Here is a 21473-nt window from a genome sequence, read left to right on the forward strand (position 1 = left end):
GGGTGTGAATTATTAACTATTCTTCAATTAACCAACCGCGCTGTATTCCATATTCAATTCCCCCAGTCCAGTCCATTGTTAAATGCTTTCGCACTTTATAGAATAAATGTTGAACTACAGTTGGATTAATTGGATTTTTAATATATTTTTCTTCATACCTAAATTCTCTGTCAGTGTTTTTCTGCTGACGTAGTACATAAATCTGGTCAACTTTGTACTTGCGAAGATTGACATCACTTGTTAACTTGATCCACTCCATTAGTACAATATATAAACTATTGGGATTTCTGGCTTTTAAGTCCTCTGCGGCTCGTGATGAACCTTCAAGCATAGTTTTATCAAGATAAGTTTTACATTCAATGACAATAACGGGAATATCAAAAATATGAGTTTCTATATTACCTGTAATTGTAACTTCTGAGTAATCCTCTGGTTCTTCTTTAAGAAGTGTCAGTAGTTCACCAGAATTTTCTTCTTCCTCTGGTGGTGTAACTGCTTCAAATGATGCTTCAATAGTTGCACCAATGACAAAATCATGGTCTTTTTTTTCAATACGCGCATAGGGACGTTTCAACATCTCAGAATATTTTGGAGGAACAAAGAAAATATCTTTGAACGTATGGGATTTTCCAATGAGAGCATTTTCTCCAAATTCTTTTGCTAAATCTCTAAACAAATAATAAAGAAACTCTTCCAATACACTAGAATGAAGATTAGAACGAGAGTCGAACTTCTCTGCATAATGTTGTTGATCTAAAAAATCCTTATATGCGGTAAAAAGCTCTACTCGTTTAGAAATAATTTCATTATCATTATCAGCAGGTGTTGATGTCGGACCAATTAATTGAATATCAGCTAAGTGCCACTTATCATACTCAATTCTAATCTCTTCGAGATATTTTCTACTTTGTGCATCTCTATATTTTTTGCGGTGTTTTTCCTTTTGTTCCAGATTTGAACCGTGAACTAATGGGTTTCTATCAGTTGTGGACATAGTTCTAATTTTTCTTGAAGATGAACTGCGATTGCTTTAGCAAGTAGAGGTGGTACGGCATTACCTACCTGATTATACTGGCAAAGAAACTTTTCATTAAATCTATTTTCTCGTTGCAATAACTTATGAGATACAACAGTTTTCTTGCCTAAAAAACGATAATTGTCTGGGAAAGATTGAACACGCGCACCTTCACGGGCTGTCAAATTACGATGCTGGAAAGGATGAATAAAATTTGCATAAAAAGAAGCTGCTATGGTGTGGGCTGGTTTACAGGGATTTAAACGTCGGTTATTTTGATCATAGGTTTTACCAGATAATTCACCATTTCCATTACGACGTTTAGCACCATATTCTTTCGCTACATCTGAACTAGATTCACCCCATTTAATTTGTTTAAACCGTTCTACAAGTCTGTCAGAATGTTCCATTGCTACATGATTGTAGAGAGTTTTACTACTATTTCTTATCCATTGCTGATAGGAATTTTGAGCTTCCAATATGTAAGATTGTTCTTCTTTACCTTCACGCGCATTAAGTTGTGGTAAATCTGAGATAGCATCCCATAAACTAATAGCAGGATTTAGATGTATTCCCTCAAGTGATAATTGCCAACTATTAATATTTAATAAATCTAGGAAATGTGTTTTGGGAGGAATACCTATTTGCTTACCTAGTTTATTTCCCACAATAAAGACACGCTCTCTAATTTGTGGTATACCATATTCAGCAGAATTAAGTAACCATATTTCTACAAAATAGCCAATATCTTCAAAAGTTTTCTTAATAATATCTATTACTTTTACACCATCAACATTTTTACGTGATAGTAACCCTTTGACATTCTCCATTATAAATGCTTTAGGTTCAAGAAAACTTATCCATTGAGCAAAGTTAATGAATAAAGTATTTCTAGGATCATGAGGATCTTTTTGGGCTGGTCCTGCAATACTAAAACCTTGACAGGGCGGACCACCAATAATAATATCCGGCTTGAGAAGACAGATTTCTTTAACGCTATTTATATTATTAAAGTCCCGAATATCATTTTGAATTACTGTCATTTCTGGGTGATTGTAGCGCAGGGTATCGCACGCCCAAGCATCAATTTCAATAGATAGAGGAACAGAAAAACCGGCTATCTCAAAACCTAAACCAAAGCCTCCAGCCCCAGCAAACAAGTCAACAGCGACAGGTTGCAGTGTTTTCATAAATTTTTAGTGTATTTACTTGTAGTTTTGAACTTTTAAAGACTCTAATAAGATATCTGTACCTTTAGCAATACCCCGCAGTCGGGACAAATTACCTTTCTTTGATGCTGGTTGAGTTTCCTGTTGTAATGATTCTAACAGGGTTTGTACCAATTGCCAGCGTTGACTCGTTGGTAATTTCAGCACTTGCTTTTCTAGTTCGTGTAATGTCATAAGAAGACATATAAGTTTATTTCATTTTAATTATACATAAATTCGGGTATTTAGATTAACCCCACTAACTTTGCTAAATATAGGACTTACGCACGAAGTAATCAAAAACCCAATTCTTTCGTAGGGGTAATTCATGAATTACCCCTACTTTTGTGATGTTTTACGTAAGTCCTGTAAATATTCAAATCACTTTCTTTATACTTCAAATTCCATGACTTTTCCCAATTACCCAACTACGGCGGAAAAACCGCGCTAATGCCGATTCTTCCAAAGATAAATAAATTGGTCTACCATGAGGACAGGTGCGCGGGTTGCGGGTACGTTGCCAATTATCTAATAATGTCTGCATTTCTGGTAAAGTCATTTTTGTACCATTGCGAATTGCACTCCGACAAGCAACAGCAACTTGAGCAGTTTGTAAATCTCCTCCCCAACTTAATTCTAAAATTGCTTCTGCACAATCTTCTCGTTGTTTTAAGATAGCTGGGATATTCCGCACTGCCCAAAGTTTATCACCAAAAGGTTCAATATCTAAATTGATGCGCTCTAATTGGGAAACCTGCGCTGGTGATAATTGATAAATAATAATTGGCGTTTCCACTGGTACTAATTGCCAATTATCACATAATTGTTCATATAAAACTCGTTCATGGGCAATATGTTGTTCTACTAACCACATTCCTCCAGAATGTTCAGCGACAATATAAGTATTACTGACTTGAGCAACAGCTTTTAAATAGTTTTGATTTTCTTGATTTTGTGAACTTTGAGAATTGAAATTATATTCACCTTTAGATTCGGCAACTTTGAGTAAATTACTAACTCTGGTTGTCTGCACAGATTCTTTAATATTAGTTTCCGAAATCCGCAGAGATTTATTAATAGCTTCGGTAATTTGTTCTTGCCAAAAACTTAGTTCATTTAGATAAATTTCCGTTTTCGCTGGGTTACGATTCCAGTTAATTTGTTCGGGAGAAATAGTTAAGTGTAAAAAACAAACTGGATAGCGATCGCGTGGTAATGTTTTATGAAAAGCTGAAAATATAGTTTGTTCTAATTCTGGTGATTTAATCATTCTGCCATTAATTGCCACCTTCACCCAATCAGGACGATGACGATGACATCTATCGGGTAATCCTATCACTAAATACAAAGATGAATTTTCCAGATTTGGTATTTCTAAATTCACCTCATGTAAATCATCCTGTCGTACCTGGGGGAGAATTTGCGGAATTAGTTTTCCTCCACTTGGTGCCGGACAAATCGTAAACCATTCTTTGTCATTTTGCCAAACTTGATAATTAACATGAGGATGACATAAAGCTATTTGGTGAATTATCCCTTGTACAGCTTTTAATTGCTGATTTGTAGAGGGTAAACCTTGCCGACGGGCTGCACAATTAGCAAATAAATTATTAACTGTCACCACAGTACCAGGGGCAATAGCAGCAAAATCTACTTGTTCTACTTCCCCTTCATTATTATAATTAACTCGCCAGCCTTCACTACCCCCCAAAGGACGACTTAATACTTCTAAATCTGCCAAGGTTGTTAAACTATGTAGAGCTTCACCACGAAACCCTAAACTATTAATTTTCCATAAGTCTGCACTAGAATGAATTTTGCTGGTACTGTGTGCTGTTGCGGCTTGTTGCAAATCATCCAAATTCATGCCGTAACCATTATCAGCCACCCGAACTCGCCACACTTGCGGCCATAAAGAAACGACAATGCGCGTTGCTCCAGCATCTAAGGCATTTTCTACCAACTCCCTGACAACAGATACTAAAGAGTCAATTACTTCTCCTGCCGTAATTAAATATACAACTTCTGTTGGTAAAGCTTGAATAGTAGATGCCATAGAAAGAATTAATAATTAAGAATTAAGAATTAAGAATTGTGGGACTGTGCAGATAATTAGCTTACAATAGTATGGTTACAAAATTATTATTTTTAAATTCTGCTGTCATTCTAAAGAAATACGAATTAAGAAGGGATATTTGGTAGATTTCTGATTAGATTAGCCGCGGAAAAAGCTTATGAGTATTAATTTTGTTGCTGATGTTAATGACTTAAGGACAAGTCTTCTATGGGGTCAACCTGCTTTTACAATTATTGATGTGCGCGATCGCTCAAAATACAATCAAAGTCGGATCACAGGCGCAATTTCTATGCCCCTCAATGACTTGGAATCTCGCGTCCAATATACTCTCCACAGAGAACGCCAAATCTACATTTATGGCGAAAATGACAGCCAATCAGCCCAAGGTGTAAGAACCCTACAATTCCTGGGTTTTTCAGCAGTGGCTGAACTTAGCGGTGGTTTACCAGCCTGGAAATCCATCGGTGGCGCTACAGAAGGTACAGAAGCTTAAATCTTGAGGAGTAGGGGCAATCCCCCTGTGGTTGCCCCTCTTGAGGAGTGGTTGCCCCTCTTGAGGAGTGGTTGCCCCTCTTGAGGAGTCACCGAGTCAGGAGAAAGAAAAAAATTCCTTCCCTGTTCCCTGTTCCCTGTTCCCTATTCCCTATTCCCTATTCCCTATTCCCTATTCCCTATTCCCTACTTCAACAACCCAGTTAATAAAGATGCCGGACGTTGACGACTGTGAGGCCAAGCAAAAGCATGGCGGAAAGCTGCATCTTGACAAGCTTGTAATTGTTGAAAATTGATAATGTCGTAAGTCAAAAGATTTTCATATTCAAAGGGTAGACGCATATTATGTAATCCCGCATTGTCCGTACAAATGGCGATATCAACTCCAGCTTCAAAACATCGGTCAAAAACTAATTTTAGTTCACGGATATCCTGCAAAGTCCCTGTTTTTAAATAAGTTGTCGGACAAACTTCTAAACACTGTCCTCTCCTGGCAATTTCTGGCAGTAATTCAGGATATAAAAAAGGAATTTGGATACCGTGACCAATTCGCATTAAATAGGGTAATAATTCTGGATAACAACCATCTTTTGTTTCATAAAGATGCCCAGTGGTATTAATACCCTGTGAATGAGCATAGTTATATAAACTTATCCATTCTGCCATGCGTTCGGCATAATAGCGATCGCCACCAGCCACATCTACCGCACAGACATATTCCCTATTTTGTGCCGCTAAATCAATAATTGCCTTATTTACCTCAAAAGGTAAACGAGAGTGCATACAGAGAATTTGAGTAGTAACAATGGGATATTCGGGTACATGACTAGATTTACCCACAATATCGACAATTTCTGCCATCTTCTCAATTCTTTCGTTTTGACTTAGATGTTCAGGAGTTCGTAAATAGGGAGTATAACGTAATTCCAAATAAGCCAAATTCTCAAAAATATAAGCGCCACGTAATAAGCGGTAAATAAAGTATGGTAAAGTTTCCACAGTTTGCACACTTTCAACCAGAGTATGCAGTTCTAGATATTCATCTAAAGTATTACGGGGACGAGTATAAAAGTCTTCAAATTCTGAATATTCACTAAAGCGAGAAATCAACTCAGTATTATGACGCTGGAAATATCGCCACAATACACGAGGAACAACCGAACCACCTAGATGCCGATGCAATTCTGCGTATAAAGCCATAGGGGTATTTTGCCAGGAAAATTTCCCTGATTTTAACAAAAACCTCAATAAAAAAAATGGTCCTGCTGAAATTGAGCGAGAATAATAATTTTAATACAACTAACTTGACCCAGATGCCTATATTATTGGGCTTCATTTCTCCTTTGCCAAAATTGCTGGAGAATCTCCCCTGGTTTTCTATCCCAGGTGTCAATATGCTCATATATCAAACCATCTGGATTTAATTTGTAAGTTGAATAACCATTAAAAAGTAACCTTGCTTGCCAAGGAACACGTAAAACACCGCGAACTGTCCATGTGGCTAGAATTGTGTCATTATCAGACTCAGATACATGATGTAAATCAAAAGCAATTTCGGTAAAAAACAACCGAGCATGAAATCGTAAAGTCCAAAAAATTAACCGATAGTTAAATTTACCTTTAAATTTATTAACTGGGTCACGAAAATAGATATCATTTGTATATATTTCATAAGAAATATCCCGCTCAAATAGTGGAGGCAAATCCTGTTGCAGGGTTGTAATTAACTGTTTCATCTGTAATTGAGATTTCATGTAATGTATATTTAGTAATCTGGATTACAAAACTTACGAAAAAAGCCATACAGCACTCTTAACATAAATTATTATCTATTGCGTATTGCCTATTCCTTATTACTGATCTATGAAAAGAAATATCAAACTTGTGATTTAAATCAACATTTTTTAGCCAATTGGTGGGATAATGAATTTGTGAGGCAAAGAACAGATATAACTCCATTGTGAGAGGGGGAAATTTTATGAAACTTCAACTATTAGCCATTATGGCCTTGATAACTCCCCTGTTTCTAGCTAATTCAGTTCAAGCTGGAAGCCAAAAAGATTTACAGAAACTTTTGTCAACTAGAGAATGTATTCAGTGTAATCTATCAGGACTTAATCTCAGTGGTACTCATCTAATTGGTGCAGACTTGCGAGGCGCAAATCTTCAGGGTGCTAACCTTACAAATGCTAACTTAGAAGGTGCTGACTTGACTGGAGCAAACTTAGCAGGTGCTAATTTAACATCAGCTTTTGTTACTAACGTCAATTTGAAAAAAGCCAATTTAAACGGCGCAAACCTTACCCGGGCCACAATTAATGATTCCAACGTCTATCAAGCATCAATGGAGAATATGAACATTTCCGATGCTGGTATATTTAACACAGGAATTGGTATTGGTGGGGAAGATGGAGCTATGTTTCCTGATTGGGAGTAGGCTCGTCTTAAGATGGTGCTGAATTAGTGTATGAATTACAGCAGCTTTCAGCACTTCTGCACGACTTTTACACATTGAAGAACCTCAGCAAAACTGTGAATTAATGTCAATAAACTAAGCTGTTACGCATTTAAATTGTATAACCTGTTAGGAGTCTAAATATTGTGGGGTGGGCATCCCTGCCCGCCCGAATATTTAAATTAGCTGCGTTTTAGCTTAACTGATTAAGCAATTGTCGCTGAACTAGCTTCAGTTGCAGCTTGCTTTAACACATCCACTTTGTCAATGTGTTCCCAAGGTAAATCCAAATCCGTTCTCCCAAAATGACCATAAGCTGCAACGTCCTGATAAAAACGTCCGCCTCTTTCACTTGGTAAGTTACGTAAATTGAACACATGGATAATTCCTGCTGGCCGGAGTTCAAAGTTATCCTTGACTAAGTTCAACAGAATCTCATCATCTATTTTACCCGTGCCGAAAGTATCAACAAAGATACTCACAGGACGAGCTACACCAATGGCGTAACTTAGCTGTACTTCACATTTATCTGCCAACCCAGCCGCAACAATATTTTTTGCTGCATAACGAGCCGCATAAGCTGCTGAACGGTCTACTTTCGTGGGATCTTTACCAGAAAAAGCCCCGCCACCATGTCGAGAATAACCACCGTAGGTATCAACAATGATTTTCCGTCCTGTTAACCCGGAATCTCCTTGGGGTCCACCAATGACAAACTTACCGGTGGGGTTAACCAAAAACTTAGTCTCTTGACTTGGCTTGATAGTAATATCCCCAAATATAGGTTCTACTACTTCTTTCCACAGGTCAGCTTTAATCTTGGCCTGTACCCCAGCATCATCAATAATCTCCCCAATGGTAGCTGTATGTTGGGTGGAAATTAAGATGGTGTCAATACCTACAGGTTTTCCATCTTCATAAACTACGGTAACTTGGGTTTTACCGTCAGGACGCAGATAAGGGAGAATACCAGCTTTGCGAACTCCTGCCAATCTCCGAGCAATGCGGTGCGCTAAACTGATGGGTAAAGGCATAAGTTCTGGGGTTTCGTTGCAAGCAAAACCAAACATGATACCTTGATCACCAGCACCGATTTTATCGAATAGTTCTTCACTATCCTCAGTTCGGGCTTCTTTGGCAGAATTTACACCTTGAGCAATATCGGCTGATTGTTCATCCAAAGCGATTAAGACACTGGCACTATCCGCAGAAAAGCCATTACCAGCGTCAGTATAGCCAATTTCCGCAATTTTTTTACGGGCAAGATTGACATAATTAACATGACCTTTGGTGGTAATTTCTCCAGTAATTAGCACCAAACCAGTATTAACTACAACTTCTGCTGCTACACGGCTATTTGGGTCTTCTGCTAATAGCGCGTCAATGATGGTATCCGAGATTTGATCACAGATTTTATCTGGATGACCTTCTGTAACTGACTCGGAAGTAAATAAATAGCGTCGAGACAAAGGAATTTCCTCCTGATAGAATGTGTTCACTGATGAAATACATCAGTTACTAATTTCTGAAATCATAACAATATTTACAGTTTTTGTAATAAGTATCTTTTATCTCAGTGTCTAAATGCTTGTATGTATAACAAGAGGCACTCAGATCCCCGACTTCTTTGAGAAGTCGGGGATCTTGTTGTTGAGAGTATCTACCAGAAAAGTCCTCAGTAACCTGAGATTTGATCACCGTGACGGTTTTGGTAACTATAAAGGATACAATACTTCAAATACACGGTAGTGGTAACTATATCTTTATAAAACGACGGTGATGAAAAAAATTCTTATTTTAACCGCTAACCCCACCAACACAAAACCGTTGCGTTTAAGTGAAGAAGTCAGGGAAATCAAAAGTGCTTGGGAGCGTTCCCAAAACCGTGAACAATTTATAATTATTGTGGAAGAAGCAGTCCGTCTTCAAGAATTTCGTCGTACCCTATTAGATCATAAGCCAGATATTGTGCATTTCTCAGGACATGGTGGAGGAGAACAGGGTTTAGCTTTAATGGCAGATAATGGAGAAGCCTTTTTAGTCAAAGTTGCTCCTTTAGCTAAATTGTTTAAAGCATTACAAGAAATCTTTTTTATTGATTGTGTTTTTCTCAATGCTTGTTATTCAGATGTACAAGCAGAAGATATTTATCCTTATGTTAATTATGTCGTCGGGATGAATCAAAAAATTGGTGATGAAGCCGCTAAACAATTTGCTATTGGTTTCTACGATACTTTATTTGCAGGACAATCAATTAAAAGTGCTTTTGATTTAGGATGTAATGCGATTGAAATGGAAAATATTCCAGAGCATTTAACTCCGGTTTTGAGGACAAAAGATTCAACAACTAAAAAAGCTATTATTCAGGGTGTACCTGAGTCGAAATCTGAACCTATTCAACTAAGAGATATTAATATTCCTTTTGAAAATTTAGATGGTCAAGTCCCCCTAAATTCTCCCTTTTATGTTGAACGTCCTCCCATTGAAGCTACCTGTTATACTGCTATTGTAAAACCTGGGGCATTAATTAGGATTAAAGCACCTCGACAAATGGGGAAAACTTCATTAATGAGTAGGATTTTAGATCAAGGAGAAAAGCAAGGTTATCGAACAGGATTTATTAATTTATGGAGTCGAGAATTATTTAAAAATCTGGATAGTTTTTTAGAGTCTTTTTGTGCCAATGTCAGTTTAGAATTAGGGATTGAAGAAAAGATAGATCAATATTGGAAACCTCAGCGTTATAGCAGTCAAACTAATTGTACAAATTACTTCCAATCCTATCTTTTAAAAGAATTGCAACAGCCTGTAATTCTAGGATTAGATGAGGTAGATAGAATCTTTCAATATAGTGAAATCGCTGATGAATTTTTCACTATGTTACGTTCATGGCATGAAAAAGGCAAAAATAATGAAACTTGGCAAAAACTGAGATTAGTTATTTCCCATTCTCAAGAAGTTTATATTTCTTTGGATGTGAATAAATCTCCTTTTAATGTGGGTTTACCAATTGATTTAAATAAGTTTAGTTTAGCACAGGTTCAGGATTTAGTTAAACGACATGGGTTGCAATGGTCAGATACAGAAATTAATCAATTAATGGGGATGATTGACGGTCATACTTATTTGGTGAGAACAGCATTATATCATATTGCCACTAACGACTTAACTTTAAAGCAATTTTTAGCAATTGCTCCCACTGAAGAAGGATTATATGAAGACCATTTGTATCGTCATCTTTTAATTTTGGAAGAAAATAAACAACTAAAATCAGCCATGTTAAAATTAGTGAATAGTGATGATGCAGTTACATTAGAACCAATTTATGCTTTTAAATTAAAAAGTATGGGATTAGCAGAATCAAAAGGTAATAAGGTAATTCCCCTGTGTAATTTGTATCGTATTTATTTTAGCGATCGCTTGCAAGATTAATTGATGTCATTTAAAATAATGACAATTAACTAAATTTAACCACTGATAATTGGTAATTGGTAATTGGTAATTGGTGATAAAATCCCCATTCTCATCCTGTTTATCCTTTAATCCTGGAAATCCTGATTCAGACAGTTTAGACATAAAAATGGAAAATTTAAACTCAGTTAATTATGAATATCAAGTAGGTGGTTCGCTCCCAGCTTCTGCTCCTACTTATGTTACCAGAAAAGCCGATAATGAACTATATCAAGCCATAAAAAAGGGAGAATTTTGTTATGTTTTAAAAAACTCCCGACAAATGGGTAAATCTTCTTTAAGAGTTCAAACAATGAAACGGCTTAAAGAAGTAGATGGATTTGCTTGTGCTGCTATTGATTTAACTGATATTGGTTCAGCCAATATTACTCCTTTACAATGGTATGCAGGAATTATTAATGAATTAATTAATACCTTTGAATTAAATGAAAAATGTGATATAGATAGTTGGTGGGATAAATATGACCAAGAATCTTTGTCTGCGGTTAATTTCTTTGGTAATTTTCTCCGAGATATTCTTTTAAAATATGTTGAATCAAATATCGTTATTTTTATAGATGAAATTGATAGTATCATCAGTTTACAGTTTAATGTTGATGATTTTTTTGCTCTAATTCGCTCTTTTTATAATCGTCGAGTTGATAATATTGAATATAATCGTCTGAGTTTTGTATTATTAGGTGTAGCTACTCCCAGCGATTTAATTCAAGATAAAACTCGAACTCCTTTTAATATTGGTTATGGCGTAGAATTAACAGGTTTTACCTTTGCAGAATCTCAAGCATTAGCAAAGGGATTAAGTGTTAAAACAAATCAACCAGAAAAGTTATTAGAATTAATTTTAAACTGGACTGGGGGACAACCTTTTTTAACGCAGAAAGTCTGTAATTTAGTTTTAAATTCTTCTGATTTATCTGAAGGAAATGAAGAAGCATGGTTAGAAAATTTAATCAGAACTAACATTATTGAAAATTGGCAAGCAAAAGATGAACCGGAACATTTACGCACCATTGAAAGACGGATTTTATTTGATGAACAAATGGCAGGTGAATTATTAGATATTTATCAAAAGATTTATCAACAAGGGGAAGTAGTTACTCAGAATACTGGAGAGGAAGCAAAGTTACCGTTATCGGGTTTGGTGGTGAAAATAAATAATTATTTACAGATTTATAATCCCATTTATCGAGAAGTTTTTAATCAACAATGGATTGATAATCAATTAGCTGATTTACGTCCCTATTTTGAGTCTTTCAATGATTGGGTAAAATCAGATTATTCGCATAAGCACCTGTTAAAAGGTAAGATGTTAAAAGAAGCTACAGTTTGGGCAAAAGATAAAAGATTAAGCTCTTTAGATAAACAGTATTTAGATGATTCTCAAAAATTAGAATATAAAAGAAATATTAAGAATATATTTGTGGTTTTCGCAATCGCAAGTGTTGCCACAGGGGTGGTAGTTGGACTTATCGGTGCATTTAGTTGGTATCAGTATAAATATGCTTTTTGTCCTATTGGAGAAAGAATAGAAGGGAGTGATAGATGTGTTAGAAACATCAAAACTAGTGGTGAACAATCTAAAATATTTATCGATGATATAAATTTCCATCTGGATAAGGGAAGCGAATATTTTAAAAAAGGAGATTATCAAAATGCAGAGAAATTTTTTTATTTAGCTAAAGAGGCTAATCGTACTGACCCAATTCCCCAAATATATTTGAATAATACTAAAGCTAGGTTAGCAAGTCAAGCAGGGAAAGGAAAACCTTTAAAGCTGGCAGTTGTAGCTGGAATTGATTTTTACAAATCTACGTCTGAAGAAATTTTTATGGGTGTAGCTGATGCTCAAGATGAATTTAATAAGATTGGAGGAAAAAATGGCAGATTGCTAGAGATAGTTATTGCGAATGATGCTAATCAACCAGAAACATCAAAAAAAGTAGCAGAAAAGTTAGTTAATGAGTCAGATATTTTAGGAATTATTGGACATCATGCAAGTGAGAGTAGTGAGGTAGCAATACCTATTTACAGACGAAAAGGATTAGCAATAGTATCTCCTTCAAGTTCTAGCAGCAAATTGAAGGACGATGTATTTTTTCGAGTTATCCAAACTACAACAGAAGCAGCCAAACTTTATGCAAAGTATATCAAAAATACTTTACATTCAGATAGTATAGCAATTTTTTACGATCAGAAAGGTGTTTATAGTCAAAGTTTGCAAGAAGATTTTATAAAAGCTTTTGATGATTTAGGAGGAAAAGTTGATATTAATGATACTTCTGTTTTTGATCGGGAACAAACAAGTCCACCAGATGTTGATGCAGAAATTGATATAATGATCTCAAACCAAATAAAAACAGTTTTTTTAATACCTGGTGTAAAAACAAATTCAATATTAAGAGCTTTTGCAAGAGCGAGTCAGGAAAAAACAAAAAAACTGAACATAGAAAACCTAAACATAATATTCCCTACGTCTGTTTTTGAACAGCCAACTTTAGATATAGGGGGTGATGCTGTTGAGGGTGCAAGTTTGGCCATACCTTGTGTAAACAAAACATCTTTATATATGAAAGGTGCAATAAAAAGATGGCAACAAAAAAATATTTATTGGCGTACCATGACTGGATATGATGCAACCCAAGCATTTATAGGAGCTATTAATAAATCATCGAATGAACCGACAAGATCAGAAATTCTCAAGAATTTGAAAACTCTGACACTCCCTGTTGAAAAAACCTCTGGCTATGGATTAAATTGGTCAAAGGAAAATGGCTATTTGTATCAATCTAATATTAATAGTTCATATTGTATGTATAAGATTGAAAATGGTCAATTTAAAGAAGTTTTGGTTAAGTAGTCTACCAGAAACTTATCCAATTTATTCCACATTAGCGACAATCATTGATTTTGTTGGGTTTCACTGCGTTCAACCCAACCTACTGATCTGAAAATTGATTTTCTATATCTCTAGATTGATGAAAAATCCTCACAATTTCTAAACTTGCAGAATTTTGAGTATAGAATATAATATATGGCTTAACAGGAAAACTACGAAGTCCTGTTTGTAGTTCGTCTCTTTTTGTTCCCATATTAGGAAATTGAGCTAACATCGGAAATTTATCAAGAATTTGTGCAATTTTTTGGTCTGCTAATATTTCATTTTGTTGAGCGAGATAAATCCAAATATCTTCTAAATCTTTCTCTGCTAGTTTGGAAATCCGAAAGTGATTCATTCAGATATTTCTCCTTGTAGACGTTCCCGACCTCGTGCTTTAATTGAAGTTATGAGAGTAGATAAATTATTTTCATCGTATTCTGTGTATTCACCGTTTTGGAGTTGTTGAATACCTGCGGCTATATCCTGTTTTAAGGATTCAATATTTTGTGTTTTCTGGTGTTCAATTAGTCGAGAGTGTTGAATTTTTTCTACTAAGATTTGATATTCTTCTTGAGAAAGTGAAAGGATAATTTGAGTGAGAGAGTCAAGAAGTCGAGTATTAATTGTAGAAATGAGTTGGTTCATAAGGCAATAATGTTAACAATTAGGTAATTGGTAGAATTATAACACAATCTCGTGGTAATATAATAACTATATCCTGGTATTGAGTCGCGCTTTGGTCGTGGTATTAGATGACTGCTACATTTTAAAAGATAATTTACCTTTATGTCACAACTAACACCAATTCAATTAGAAGACGGAACAATTATTTATATTGAAGCATCAGAAAACGTTGCTGTATCTATTCCCCAACCTCCAAAAAATGAGAACCTAGATTTTCTAATTCCCACCCCTGAACAAGCAGACCGCAGTTTTGGCTTAGAAAAACTAAACGAAAAACTGAATATTAAAGAACAGGGAGACAAACTCCAAAAAACTATTCAATCCTATTCAAAACATATTATTCAATCCTTCAAAGATTTAGCTTTAGCAGAAGTTTCTGAAGTTACCTTAGAATTTGGGGTGAATGTCGGAGGAATGACAGGAATCCCTTATATTGTTACAGGAGAAACAAGCAGTAATATTAAAATTACCGTTAAATGTAAATTTAATCAGAAATAAATTTTGTCAGAATCAGGATATCCACCGATTAAAGGATGTACAGGATGTTATTGTTGAATTAGTCTAGGAATTTTCGGTATTATAGTGTTTAGAGAATGTTGTTTATTTTAGGCATTTACAAAATATTCTTTTTCACTTATCATCATAATCCTTATAATCCTTAATTCTGCCACAATCAAATAATATGCCAATAACAATCCTGCAAATCCTCAAATCTTGGACATCCTGATTCAGACAAAATATTCACTTAATTATGCCACAATCAAATAATATGCCAATAACAATCCTGCAAATCCTCAAATCCTGGACATCCTGATTCAGACAAAATATTCACTTAATTCTGCCACAATCAAATAATATGCCAATAACAATCCTGCAAATCCTCAAATCCTGGAAATCCTGATTCAGACAAAATATTCACTTAATTCTGCCACAATCAAATAATATGCCAATAACAATCCTGCAAATCCTCAAATCCTGGAAATCCTGATTCAGACAAAATATTCACTTAATTCTGCCACAATCAAATAATATGCCAATAACAATCCTGCAAATCCTCAAATCCTGGAAATCCTGATTCAGACAAAATATTCACTTAATTCTGCCACAATCAAATAATATGCCAATAACAATCCTGCAAATCCTCAAATCCTGGAAATCCTGATTCAGACAAAATATTCACTTAATTCTGCCACAATCAAATAATATGCCAATAACAATCCTGCAAATCCTCAAATCCTGGAAATCCTGATTCAGACAAAATATTCACTTAATTCTGTCACAATCAAACAATACAGCAATTCTCGCTCTAATGAAATACAATGGAGGGCGCAGTCCCTGCGCCCCTACGTGCCACAATCAAACAATATCCAAATAACAATCCTGCAAATCCTCAAATCCTGGACATCCTGATTCAGACAAAATATTCACTTAATTCTGCCACAATCAAACAATATCCCAATAACAATCCTGCAAATCCTCAAATCCTGGACATCCTGATTCAGACAAAATATCCACTTAATTCTGTCACAATCAAACAATATCCCAATAAAAATCCTGCAAATCCTCAAATCCCGGACATCCTGATTCAGACAAAAAAAAAGGGAACATCTGCTCTGTTCCCTCTGATCTTTGACACAACTACTGCTGTTTTAGACTTGAACTGCTAGTTTTGCTTCTGTAGCTGTCAACCGCTCATAAGCGGCACGCATTTTCAAACCTGTCAATACTTGGAATAAACCAGTACCATTGTTAGAACCTGGATATTCACGGTGTTGTAGTAACAAGTGAGTCATCTCACCTTGATATTTGGTGGATGTTTTGCTTAAATGAGTTTCGATGTAAATTACTTCATCGAGATTATCAAATTGACCGTCTACTTCTAAAACTGTGACGTAACGACCATAGTAAACATCAGAACCGTAGTAAAGCTGCATACCGGGGTAAGAACAGGTTAATTTGCGACCGCAAGGAGTCCACTGAATTGTTGAACCTTCATCAAACAGGTAACTTGGCTCAAAGCCTTCTTTATCTTCCCGTTGTAACATCCGTACCCGCAAAACTTTACGTTCTGTATCGTTTTTAATTAAGTTTGTAGGTAATACTTGCAGAACTACGTCAGCAAATTCTCTTTGGGGTTCGATGAATTTTTCAAAATCAGGTTTACGAGAATTGATTTGTGCGAGAACATCTTCATAGCGATGGCCTCTTTCAGCCATATCTCGTTGAATTTTCCAAGCAATTTTGACTTCATCACTGATATCAAAATAAACGCTGAAATCTAGCAATTCTCTTACTCGCTCATCATATAAAGGATGCAGTCCTTCTACTACGACAATATGATTTGGTTCAATCCACTCTGGTGGATCAATCATGCCAGTTTCGTGGTTATAAATCGGCTTACTTACTCCATGACCTTCTTTAAGAGCTTTAATTTGCTCATACATTAGGTCAAAATTATTGGCTCTAGGATCAAGTGCAGTTATCCCTGTTTCTTTACGTTGTATACGATCTAAACAATGATAGTCATCTAAACAGATAACTGTCATAAATTCTTCACCAAATAAATCAATCAACCGACGTAAAAACGTAGACTTACCGCACCCAGAGTCTCCAGCTACTCCAATTAGTACCACGCGTTCCGGCTTACTCATAAATTTCCTCTAAATACTAAATGTGTCAATCAATAATTTTTCTCACAGCAGATTTTGAATCTAGGAGCTTACCTCAACGGTATCGTCCTACGTTCTGGCTATCCAGCATAACGATGACAGATTGAAACGGATAACTTATACGCCTATAGCAGTTAATCGTCCTAATTAGCCTAATTTTATCGCTGGTAAGTATTTAATCTTAGTGTTGCACTAGATTTTAACAGAAGGGGGTGTACTCTCACAAGATTTACCTTGAGCAAAAAATCTAGTTCTTTATCAATTATCTGCTTAACATTCTGCCACAGATGATACAGTTTTTATAGTCATTAGTCATTAGTCATTAGTCATTGGTCATTGGTCATTAGTCATTAGTCATTAGTCATTAGTCATTAGTCATTAGTCATTCAATAGCGCAGCGTGGCGTAAGCCATACTGCTGACTGCTGCTGTTTGCACACTGTCATGGTATGCTAGAATGGCAAGCTAGGGTTACGTATCCAGACTAGGTTATAATACACGGTTTCGGGATATTTTCTGAATGAACAGCCTTGTTCTTATAGACGCAAAATTTTTACGGTATTATTCTACTGTAGAATATTTTTTATATGTCTCAGACGATGTAGTTCAAGAAAAAAAGATTAAAGTGATTCACTATTAACATTCTCCCTCAGACTTATCCTCTAATTTAGAAGGTGAGCAGGTGTGTTTTTTGCCATACCTACTGGTCTTGGGCGAGTGGACTGAGCAAGACATCATCATGAATGATGTCGTTTTCCCAAATGGCCAGTTTTGTGATCCGAAAATCCGGTAAACTGAACCTCGAATGAGGATGGGAATGATTTTTTTGATAAACGGTTAAGTAAATATCGGAGTGGTATAAGGAATGTACAATCAAGGTGCTGTTGAGGGTGCTGCCAGTATAGAATCAGGTAGCCGCGTCTTCGTTTACGAAGTTATGGGTTTGCGTCAGAGTGAAGAAACTGATCAAACCAACTACCCAATTCGTAAAAGTGGCAGTGTATTCATCAGAGTACCTTACAACCGCATGAATCAAGAAATGCGACGGATCACTCGCCTGGGCGGTAAAATTGTTGGTATCGAACCTCTTAAAGTTTTAGCTCTAGTCAACAGCAAAGTTGAATTGGCAACTGCTGACGTTACAGTTAGCACAGAAGTCAAAGCTGTTGAATTGGCAATTGCTGACGTTACAGTTAGCACAGAAGTTAAAGCTGTTGAATTGGCAACTGCTGACGTTACAGTTAGCACAGAAGTCAAAGCTGTTGAATTGGCAATTGCTGACGTTACAGTTAGCACAGAAGTTAAAGCTGAGGTAAATGTTAAGAATGAGGCACATGGTAAAGCCACACCTGTAAGTAATACTAGTGAAGCGAAAGGCTTTGCTAAAACACCTGGTAAGGAAAAAAAAGGTAACACCATGACTCAAGCAAAAGCTAAAAAAGATGCTCATATTGATGTTCCTGTGAACATTTATCGTCCTAATGCTCCGTTTATTGGTAAGTGTATCTCTAATGAAACTTTAGTTAAAGAAGGCGGAATTGGTATTGTTCAACACCTCAAGTTTGACCTGTCTGCTGGAAACTTGCGGTATTTAGAAGGTCAAAGTATCGGGATTATTCCCCCTGGTGTAGATAAGAACGGTAAGCCTGAAAAACTCAGACTTTATTCGATTGCTTCTACTCGTCACGGCGACAATCTAGATGATAAAACAATATCTTTGTGTGTTCGGCAGTTAGAGTACAAGCATCCAGAAACTGGTGAAACAGTTTACGGTGTTTGTTCTAGCTATTTGACTAAAATCAAACCCGGTGATGATGTCAAAATCACAGGTCCTGTTGGTAAAGAAATGTTGTTGCCTGAAGATCCTGAAGCTAATGTGATTATGTTGGCAACAGGTACAGGTATTGCGCCAATGCGGACTTACCTGTGGCGGATGTTTAAGGATGCAGAAAGAGCAGCTAATCCAGAATATCATTTTAAAGGATTTTCTTGGTTGCTGTTTGGTGTGCCAACATCTCCCAATATTCTCTATCAAGAGGAATTGGAAGCAATGCAAGCGAAATATCCTCAAAACTTCCGTCTCACCTATGCTATCAGCCGGGAACAAAATAATCCCACAGGTGGCAGAATGTACATCCAAGACCGTGTGGCCGAACACGCTGATGAATTGTGGCAGTTAATTAAAAACGAAAAAACTCACACTTACATCTGCGGTTTGCGCGGTATGGAAGAAGGCATTGACGCAGCTTTGAGTGCTGCTGCGGCCAAAGAAGGTGTAGTTTGGAGTGATTATCAAAAAGAAATGAAGAAAGCTCACCGCTGGCACGTAGAAACATACTAATTGGTCATTAGTCATTAGTCATTGGTCATTGGTCATTGGTTATTGGTCATTGGTCATTGGTTATTGGACAAATAACATAGGATAATCAGTAGGTAGGGCTTTGGCTCTGCCTACAATTGTTTTATTGAACTTAATGTGGGTGCAAAATCTGTGGCTGTCAAATTAGGAATACTTGGATTAGGTACAGTAGGAACGGGGACAGTACAACTGTTGCAAGACAAGGTAGGCCGTCATCCACTGTTACAGGAAATTGAAATCTATCGGGTGGGTGTGCGATCGCTCACTAAACCCCGGTCTGTAGAATTATCCTCAGAGGTGATAACTACAGATTTAGAAGCTATTGTTAATGATCCAGCCGTAGATATAGTTGTCGAGTTGTTGGGGGGATTAGAACCTGCAAAAACACTAATCCTAACAGCCCTAAAAAATGGTAAGCACGTTGTCACGGCTAATAAAGCCGTAATTTCTCGGTTTGGTGCAGAAATATTTACCGCTGCTAATGAAGCAGGTGTTTATGTGTTGCTAGAAGCAGCCGTTGGTGGTGGTATCCCTGTGATTCAACCCCTAAAGCAATCTTTAAGCGTTAATCGCATTAATGCTATAATAGGTATTGTCAATGGCACAACTAACTACATCCTTACTAGGATGCAAACAGAAGGTAGTGAATTTGATGATGTCCTAGCAGATGCTCAGAAATTAGGTTATGCTGAAGCTGACCCGACAGCAGATGTTGATGGTTTAGATGCAGGTGATAAAATTGCTATTTTGGCATCTTTAGGATTTGATGGGCGAATTAATCGTGAAGATGTTTATTGTGAAGGAATTAGCCAAGTTACAAAAACAGATATTACCTATGCTGCTAAATTAGGATTTGTCATTAAATTACTAGGCATAGCTCAACATTTAGATATAGATAACTCCCAGCTTTCCGTCAGAGTTCATCCTACCCTAGTCCCCCAAAATCATCCTTTAGCTAGTATCAATGGTGTTTATAATGCCATTCTGGTAGAGGGAGAACCCATTGGCCAGGTGATGTTATTCGGTCCTGGGGCTGGTGCGGGTGCTACCGCTAGTGCTGTATCATCAGATATATTAAATCTTGTCGCCACCCTAAAAACCAATACAACTAAACCAAATCCTCTCTTAGCTTGTAGACATCAACATTATTCGCAAATTACCCCCATTTCCGAGTTAGTAACCCGGTTTTATACCCGTTTCCTCAGCAAAGATCAAGCGGGAGTCATTGGCAGATTGGGAACTTGTTTTGGTAATTATGGCGTGAGTTTAGAGTCAGTAGTACAAACTGGCTTTCAGGGAGAACTCGCAGAAATTGTAGTTGTCACTCACAATGTCCGAGAAGGGGACTTTAGACAAGCTTTGGCAGAAATTCAAGCTATGGCATCAATAGACAGTATCCCCAGCGTTTTACGAGTGTTATAAACAAGCAAAATATCCCCGATTTCTTGAAGAAGTCGGGGATTTGTCATTCTATTATTAATTGACAACAAGATAGTTCTTCCTTATCAATTTTATGATAACATTTTTAAAATTGTTTGTCAATACCATAAATCTCTTTTTTCGGTTGGCGTTTTTGCGTTTTTTAGCGATACATCATGGGGTGATGATGTATACTTAACACGGCTTAATAATTTGATTCTGTGGGTAGGGGTTTAGCAGTGCTCATTGGTGTCAACTTAAGTTAAAAATGGCTTATCTGTTGGCTTCTACACCCGACAGGGAATCAATTCCCTGTCTAATAGCTCAAGTCTACTGAAGTAGACTAAAGATTTTCGAGTATTTAGTCATCTTTAGATGACTTTACCTATTAGACTGGGAATATGGCTTACGTCACGCTACCCTATCATTCCCAGACGGGATATAGGTTTTACGTTAAGTTGATACTTATGAGCAGTGCTAAACCCCTACAAATCTAGGTTTTTCGTAATTTTGTAAAAGTCCATGTCTCAACCGTGTTTAAATAAATCAGGAATACAGAGAATTTATTCCCTGTCTTCTAGCTAAAGTTCGTTTTAATTGAACAGGAAAGCACCACCAAAGAGGTTGCTACTTAGTCGGTTTTAACCGATTTGAGCTATTAGACAGGGAATTTATTCCCTGGCTCAAGTCTCTGATGACATCGAAATCAGAAATTATCCTATTTATAGAATAAATACCGCCAAAATA

At 36.5% G+C, this 21473-nt stretch carries 18 protein-coding genes; 7 read left to right on the forward strand and 11 right to left on the reverse strand.

From position 1 onward, the window contains the following. Window positions 1-16 precede the first annotated feature (16 nt). The 4 genes from EZY12_09480 to mutL form a co-directional block, all read right to left on the reverse strand. Window positions 17-994 carry a Bpu10I family restriction endonuclease gene (locus EZY12_09480; GenBank protein QSX69784.1) on the reverse strand — a complete coding sequence of 326 codons (978 nt, stop codon included), beginning with the start codon at window positions 992-994 and terminating at the stop codon, window positions 17-19. Continuing rightward, on the reverse strand, window positions 967-2205 hold the full coding sequence (locus EZY12_09485; GenBank protein QSX69785.1) for a DNA cytosine methyltransferase: 1239 nt from the start codon (window positions 2203-2205) through the stop codon (window positions 967-969). The genes EZY12_09480 and EZY12_09485 overlap by 28 nt, the downstream gene beginning before the upstream one ends. Before the next feature lie 15 nt (window positions 2206-2220). Continuing rightward, on the reverse strand, window positions 2221-2418 hold the full coding sequence (locus EZY12_09490) for a hypothetical protein (protein QSX69786.1): 198 nt from the start codon (window positions 2416-2418) through the stop codon (window positions 2221-2223). A 202-nt stretch (window positions 2419-2620) separates the two neighbouring features. Beyond that, window positions 2621-4279 carry a DNA mismatch repair endonuclease MutL gene (mutL, locus tag EZY12_09495; protein QSX69787.1) on the reverse strand — a complete coding sequence of 553 codons (1659 nt, stop codon included), beginning with the start codon at window positions 4277-4279 and terminating at the stop codon, window positions 2621-2623. A gap of 178 nt (window positions 4280-4457) precedes the next feature. Here mutL and EZY12_09500 point away from each other — a divergent pair, with 178 nt between their 5' ends. Then, window positions 4458-4793: a rhodanese-like domain-containing protein gene (locus EZY12_09500; GenBank protein ID QSX69788.1), complete on the forward strand. Its 336-nt coding sequence runs from the start codon at window positions 4458-4460 to the stop codon at window positions 4791-4793. A gap of 185 nt (window positions 4794-4978) precedes the next feature. On the opposite strand, the gene EZY12_09505 is transcribed toward EZY12_09500, so the two are convergent. Together EZY12_09505 and EZY12_09510 are read right to left on the reverse strand one after the other, a co-directional pair. Beyond that, complete coding sequence (locus EZY12_09505; GenBank protein QSX69789.1) at window positions 4979-5992, reverse strand: adenosine deaminase; 1014 nt, start codon at window positions 5990-5992, stop codon at window positions 4979-4981. Between the two features lie 122 nt (window positions 5993-6114). Next, window positions 6115-6546 (reverse strand): DUF2358 domain-containing protein, encoded by a 432-nt coding sequence (locus EZY12_09510; protein ID QSX69790.1) that lies wholly within the window; start codon window positions 6544-6546, stop codon window positions 6115-6117. Between the two features lie 224 nt (window positions 6547-6770). On the opposite strand from EZY12_09510, the gene EZY12_09515 reads away from it, so the two are divergent. After that, window positions 6771-7229 (forward strand): pentapeptide repeat-containing protein, encoded by a 459-nt coding sequence (locus tag EZY12_09515; GenBank protein ID QSX69791.1) that lies wholly within the window; start codon window positions 6771-6773, stop codon window positions 7227-7229. A 224-nt stretch (window positions 7230-7453) separates the two neighbouring features. Here EZY12_09515 and EZY12_09520 read toward each other — a convergent pair whose 3' ends face one another. Next, window positions 7454-8716, reverse strand: coding sequence for a methionine adenosyltransferase (locus EZY12_09520; GenBank protein ID QSX69792.1), 1263 nt, complete (start codon window positions 8714-8716; stop codon window positions 7454-7456). Between the two features lie 310 nt (window positions 8717-9026). On the opposite strand from EZY12_09520, the gene EZY12_09525 reads away from it, so the two are divergent. Continuing rightward, window positions 9027-10679, forward strand: a complete 1653-nt coding sequence (locus EZY12_09525) for an AAA-like domain-containing protein (GenBank protein ID QSX69793.1) — start codon at window positions 9027-9029, stop codon at window positions 10677-10679. 6 nt (window positions 10680-10685) lie between these two features. Here EZY12_09525 and EZY12_09530 read toward each other — a convergent pair whose 3' ends face one another. Beyond that, on the reverse strand, window positions 10686-10823 hold the full coding sequence (locus EZY12_09530; protein ID QSX69794.1) for a hypothetical protein: 138 nt from the start codon (window positions 10821-10823) through the stop codon (window positions 10686-10688). A gap of 4 nt (window positions 10824-10827) precedes the next feature. Here EZY12_09530 and EZY12_09535 point away from each other — a divergent pair, with 4 nt between their 5' ends. After that, window positions 10828-13575 carry an AAA-like domain-containing protein gene (locus EZY12_09535; GenBank protein ID QSX69795.1) on the forward strand — a complete coding sequence of 916 codons (2748 nt, stop codon included), beginning with the start codon at window positions 10828-10830 and terminating at the stop codon, window positions 13573-13575. Between the two features lie 79 nt (window positions 13576-13654). Here the strand turns inward: EZY12_09535 and EZY12_09540 are convergent, their stop codons facing one another. Together EZY12_09540 and EZY12_09545 are read right to left on the reverse strand one after the other, a co-directional pair. Further along, entirely contained in the window at window positions 13655-13951 is a 297-nt protein-coding gene (locus EZY12_09540) for a type II toxin-antitoxin system RelE/ParE family toxin (GenBank protein ID QSX69796.1), read from the reverse strand. Next, window positions 13948-14241, reverse strand: coding sequence for a hypothetical protein (locus tag EZY12_09545; GenBank protein ID QSX69797.1), 294 nt, complete (start codon window positions 14239-14241; stop codon window positions 13948-13950). Before EZY12_09545 ends, EZY12_09540 begins: the two co-directional genes overlap by 4 nt. Before the next feature lie 141 nt (window positions 14242-14382). On the opposite strand from EZY12_09545, the gene EZY12_09550 reads away from it, so the two are divergent. Next, on the forward strand, window positions 14383-14778 hold the full coding sequence (locus tag EZY12_09550) for a hypothetical protein (protein ID QSX69798.1): 396 nt from the start codon (window positions 14383-14385) through the stop codon (window positions 14776-14778). A 1151-nt stretch (window positions 14779-15929) separates the two neighbouring features. On the opposite strand, the gene EZY12_09555 is transcribed toward EZY12_09550, so the two are convergent. Beyond that, a complete protein-coding gene (locus EZY12_09555) occupies window positions 15930-16931 on the reverse strand; it encodes a phosphoribulokinase (GenBank protein QSX69799.1) in 1002 nt (333 codons plus the stop codon). Window positions 16932-17813: 882 nt separating this feature from the next. Here EZY12_09555 and EZY12_09560 point away from each other — a divergent pair. Beyond that, window positions 17814-19289 (forward strand): ferredoxin-NADP reductase, encoded by a 1476-nt coding sequence (locus tag EZY12_09560; protein ID QSX69800.1) that lies wholly within the window; start codon window positions 17814-17816, stop codon window positions 19287-19289. A 150-nt stretch (window positions 19290-19439) separates the two neighbouring features. Beyond that, the gene (locus tag EZY12_09565; GenBank protein QSX70602.1) at window positions 19440-20729 is read left to right on the forward strand and encodes a homoserine dehydrogenase; all 1290 of its coding nucleotides are present in this window, start codon (window positions 19440-19442) and stop codon (window positions 20727-20729) included. Window positions 20730-21473 lie beyond the last annotated feature (744 nt).

This window comes from Dolichospermum sp. DET69 (assembly GCA_017355425.1).
In the GTDB taxonomy this organism is placed as follows: domain Bacteria; phylum Cyanobacteriota; class Cyanobacteriia; order Cyanobacteriales; family Nostocaceae; genus Dolichospermum.

Coding starts and splice junctions, on each gene's coding strand:
- EZY12_09510 (QSX69790.1), bottom strand. CDS start 6,546: ATGAAATCTCAATTACAGATGAAACAGTTAATTACAACCCTGCAACAG.
- EZY12_09535 (QSX69795.1), top strand. CDS start 10,828: ATGGAAAATTTAAACTCAGTTAATTATGAATATCAAGTAGGTGGTTCG.
- EZY12_09490 (QSX69786.1), bottom strand. CDS start 2,418: ATGACATTACACGAACTAGAAAAGCAAGTGCTGAAATTACCAACGAGT.
- EZY12_09480 (QSX69784.1), bottom strand. CDS start 994: ATGTCCACAACTGATAGAAACCCATTAGTTCACGGTTCAAATCTGGAA.
- EZY12_09500 (QSX69788.1), top strand. CDS start 4,458: ATGAGTATTAATTTTGTTGCTGATGTTAATGACTTAAGGACAAGTCTT.
- EZY12_09545 (QSX69797.1), bottom strand. CDS start 14,241: ATGAACCAACTCATTTCTACAATTAATACTCGACTTCTTGACTCTCTC.
- mutL (QSX69787.1), bottom strand. CDS start 4,279: ATGGCATCTACTATTCAAGCTTTACCAACAGAAGTTGTATATTTAATT.
- EZY12_09525 (QSX69793.1), top strand. CDS start 9,027: ATGAAAAAAATTCTTATTTTAACCGCTAACCCCACCAACACAAAACCG.
- EZY12_09560 (QSX69800.1), top strand. CDS start 17,814: ATGTACAATCAAGGTGCTGTTGAGGGTGCTGCCAGTATAGAATCAGGT.
- EZY12_09485 (QSX69785.1), bottom strand. CDS start 2,205: ATGAAAACACTGCAACCTGTCGCTGTTGACTTGTTTGCTGGGGCTGGA.
- EZY12_09530 (QSX69794.1), bottom strand. CDS start 10,823: ATGTCTAAACTGTCTGAATCAGGATTTCCAGGATTAAAGGATAAACAG.
- EZY12_09505 (QSX69789.1), bottom strand. CDS start 5,992: ATGGCTTTATACGCAGAATTGCATCGGCATCTAGGTGGTTCGGTTGTT.
- EZY12_09540 (QSX69796.1), bottom strand. CDS start 13,951: ATGAATCACTTTCGGATTTCCAAACTAGCAGAGAAAGATTTAGAAGAT.
- EZY12_09555 (QSX69799.1), bottom strand. CDS start 16,931: ATGAGTAAGCCGGAACGCGTGGTACTAATTGGAGTAGCTGGAGACTCT.
- EZY12_09550 (QSX69798.1), top strand. CDS start 14,383: ATGTCACAACTAACACCAATTCAATTAGAAGACGGAACAATTATTTAT.
- EZY12_09515 (QSX69791.1), top strand. CDS start 6,771: ATGAAACTTCAACTATTAGCCATTATGGCCTTGATAACTCCCCTGTTT.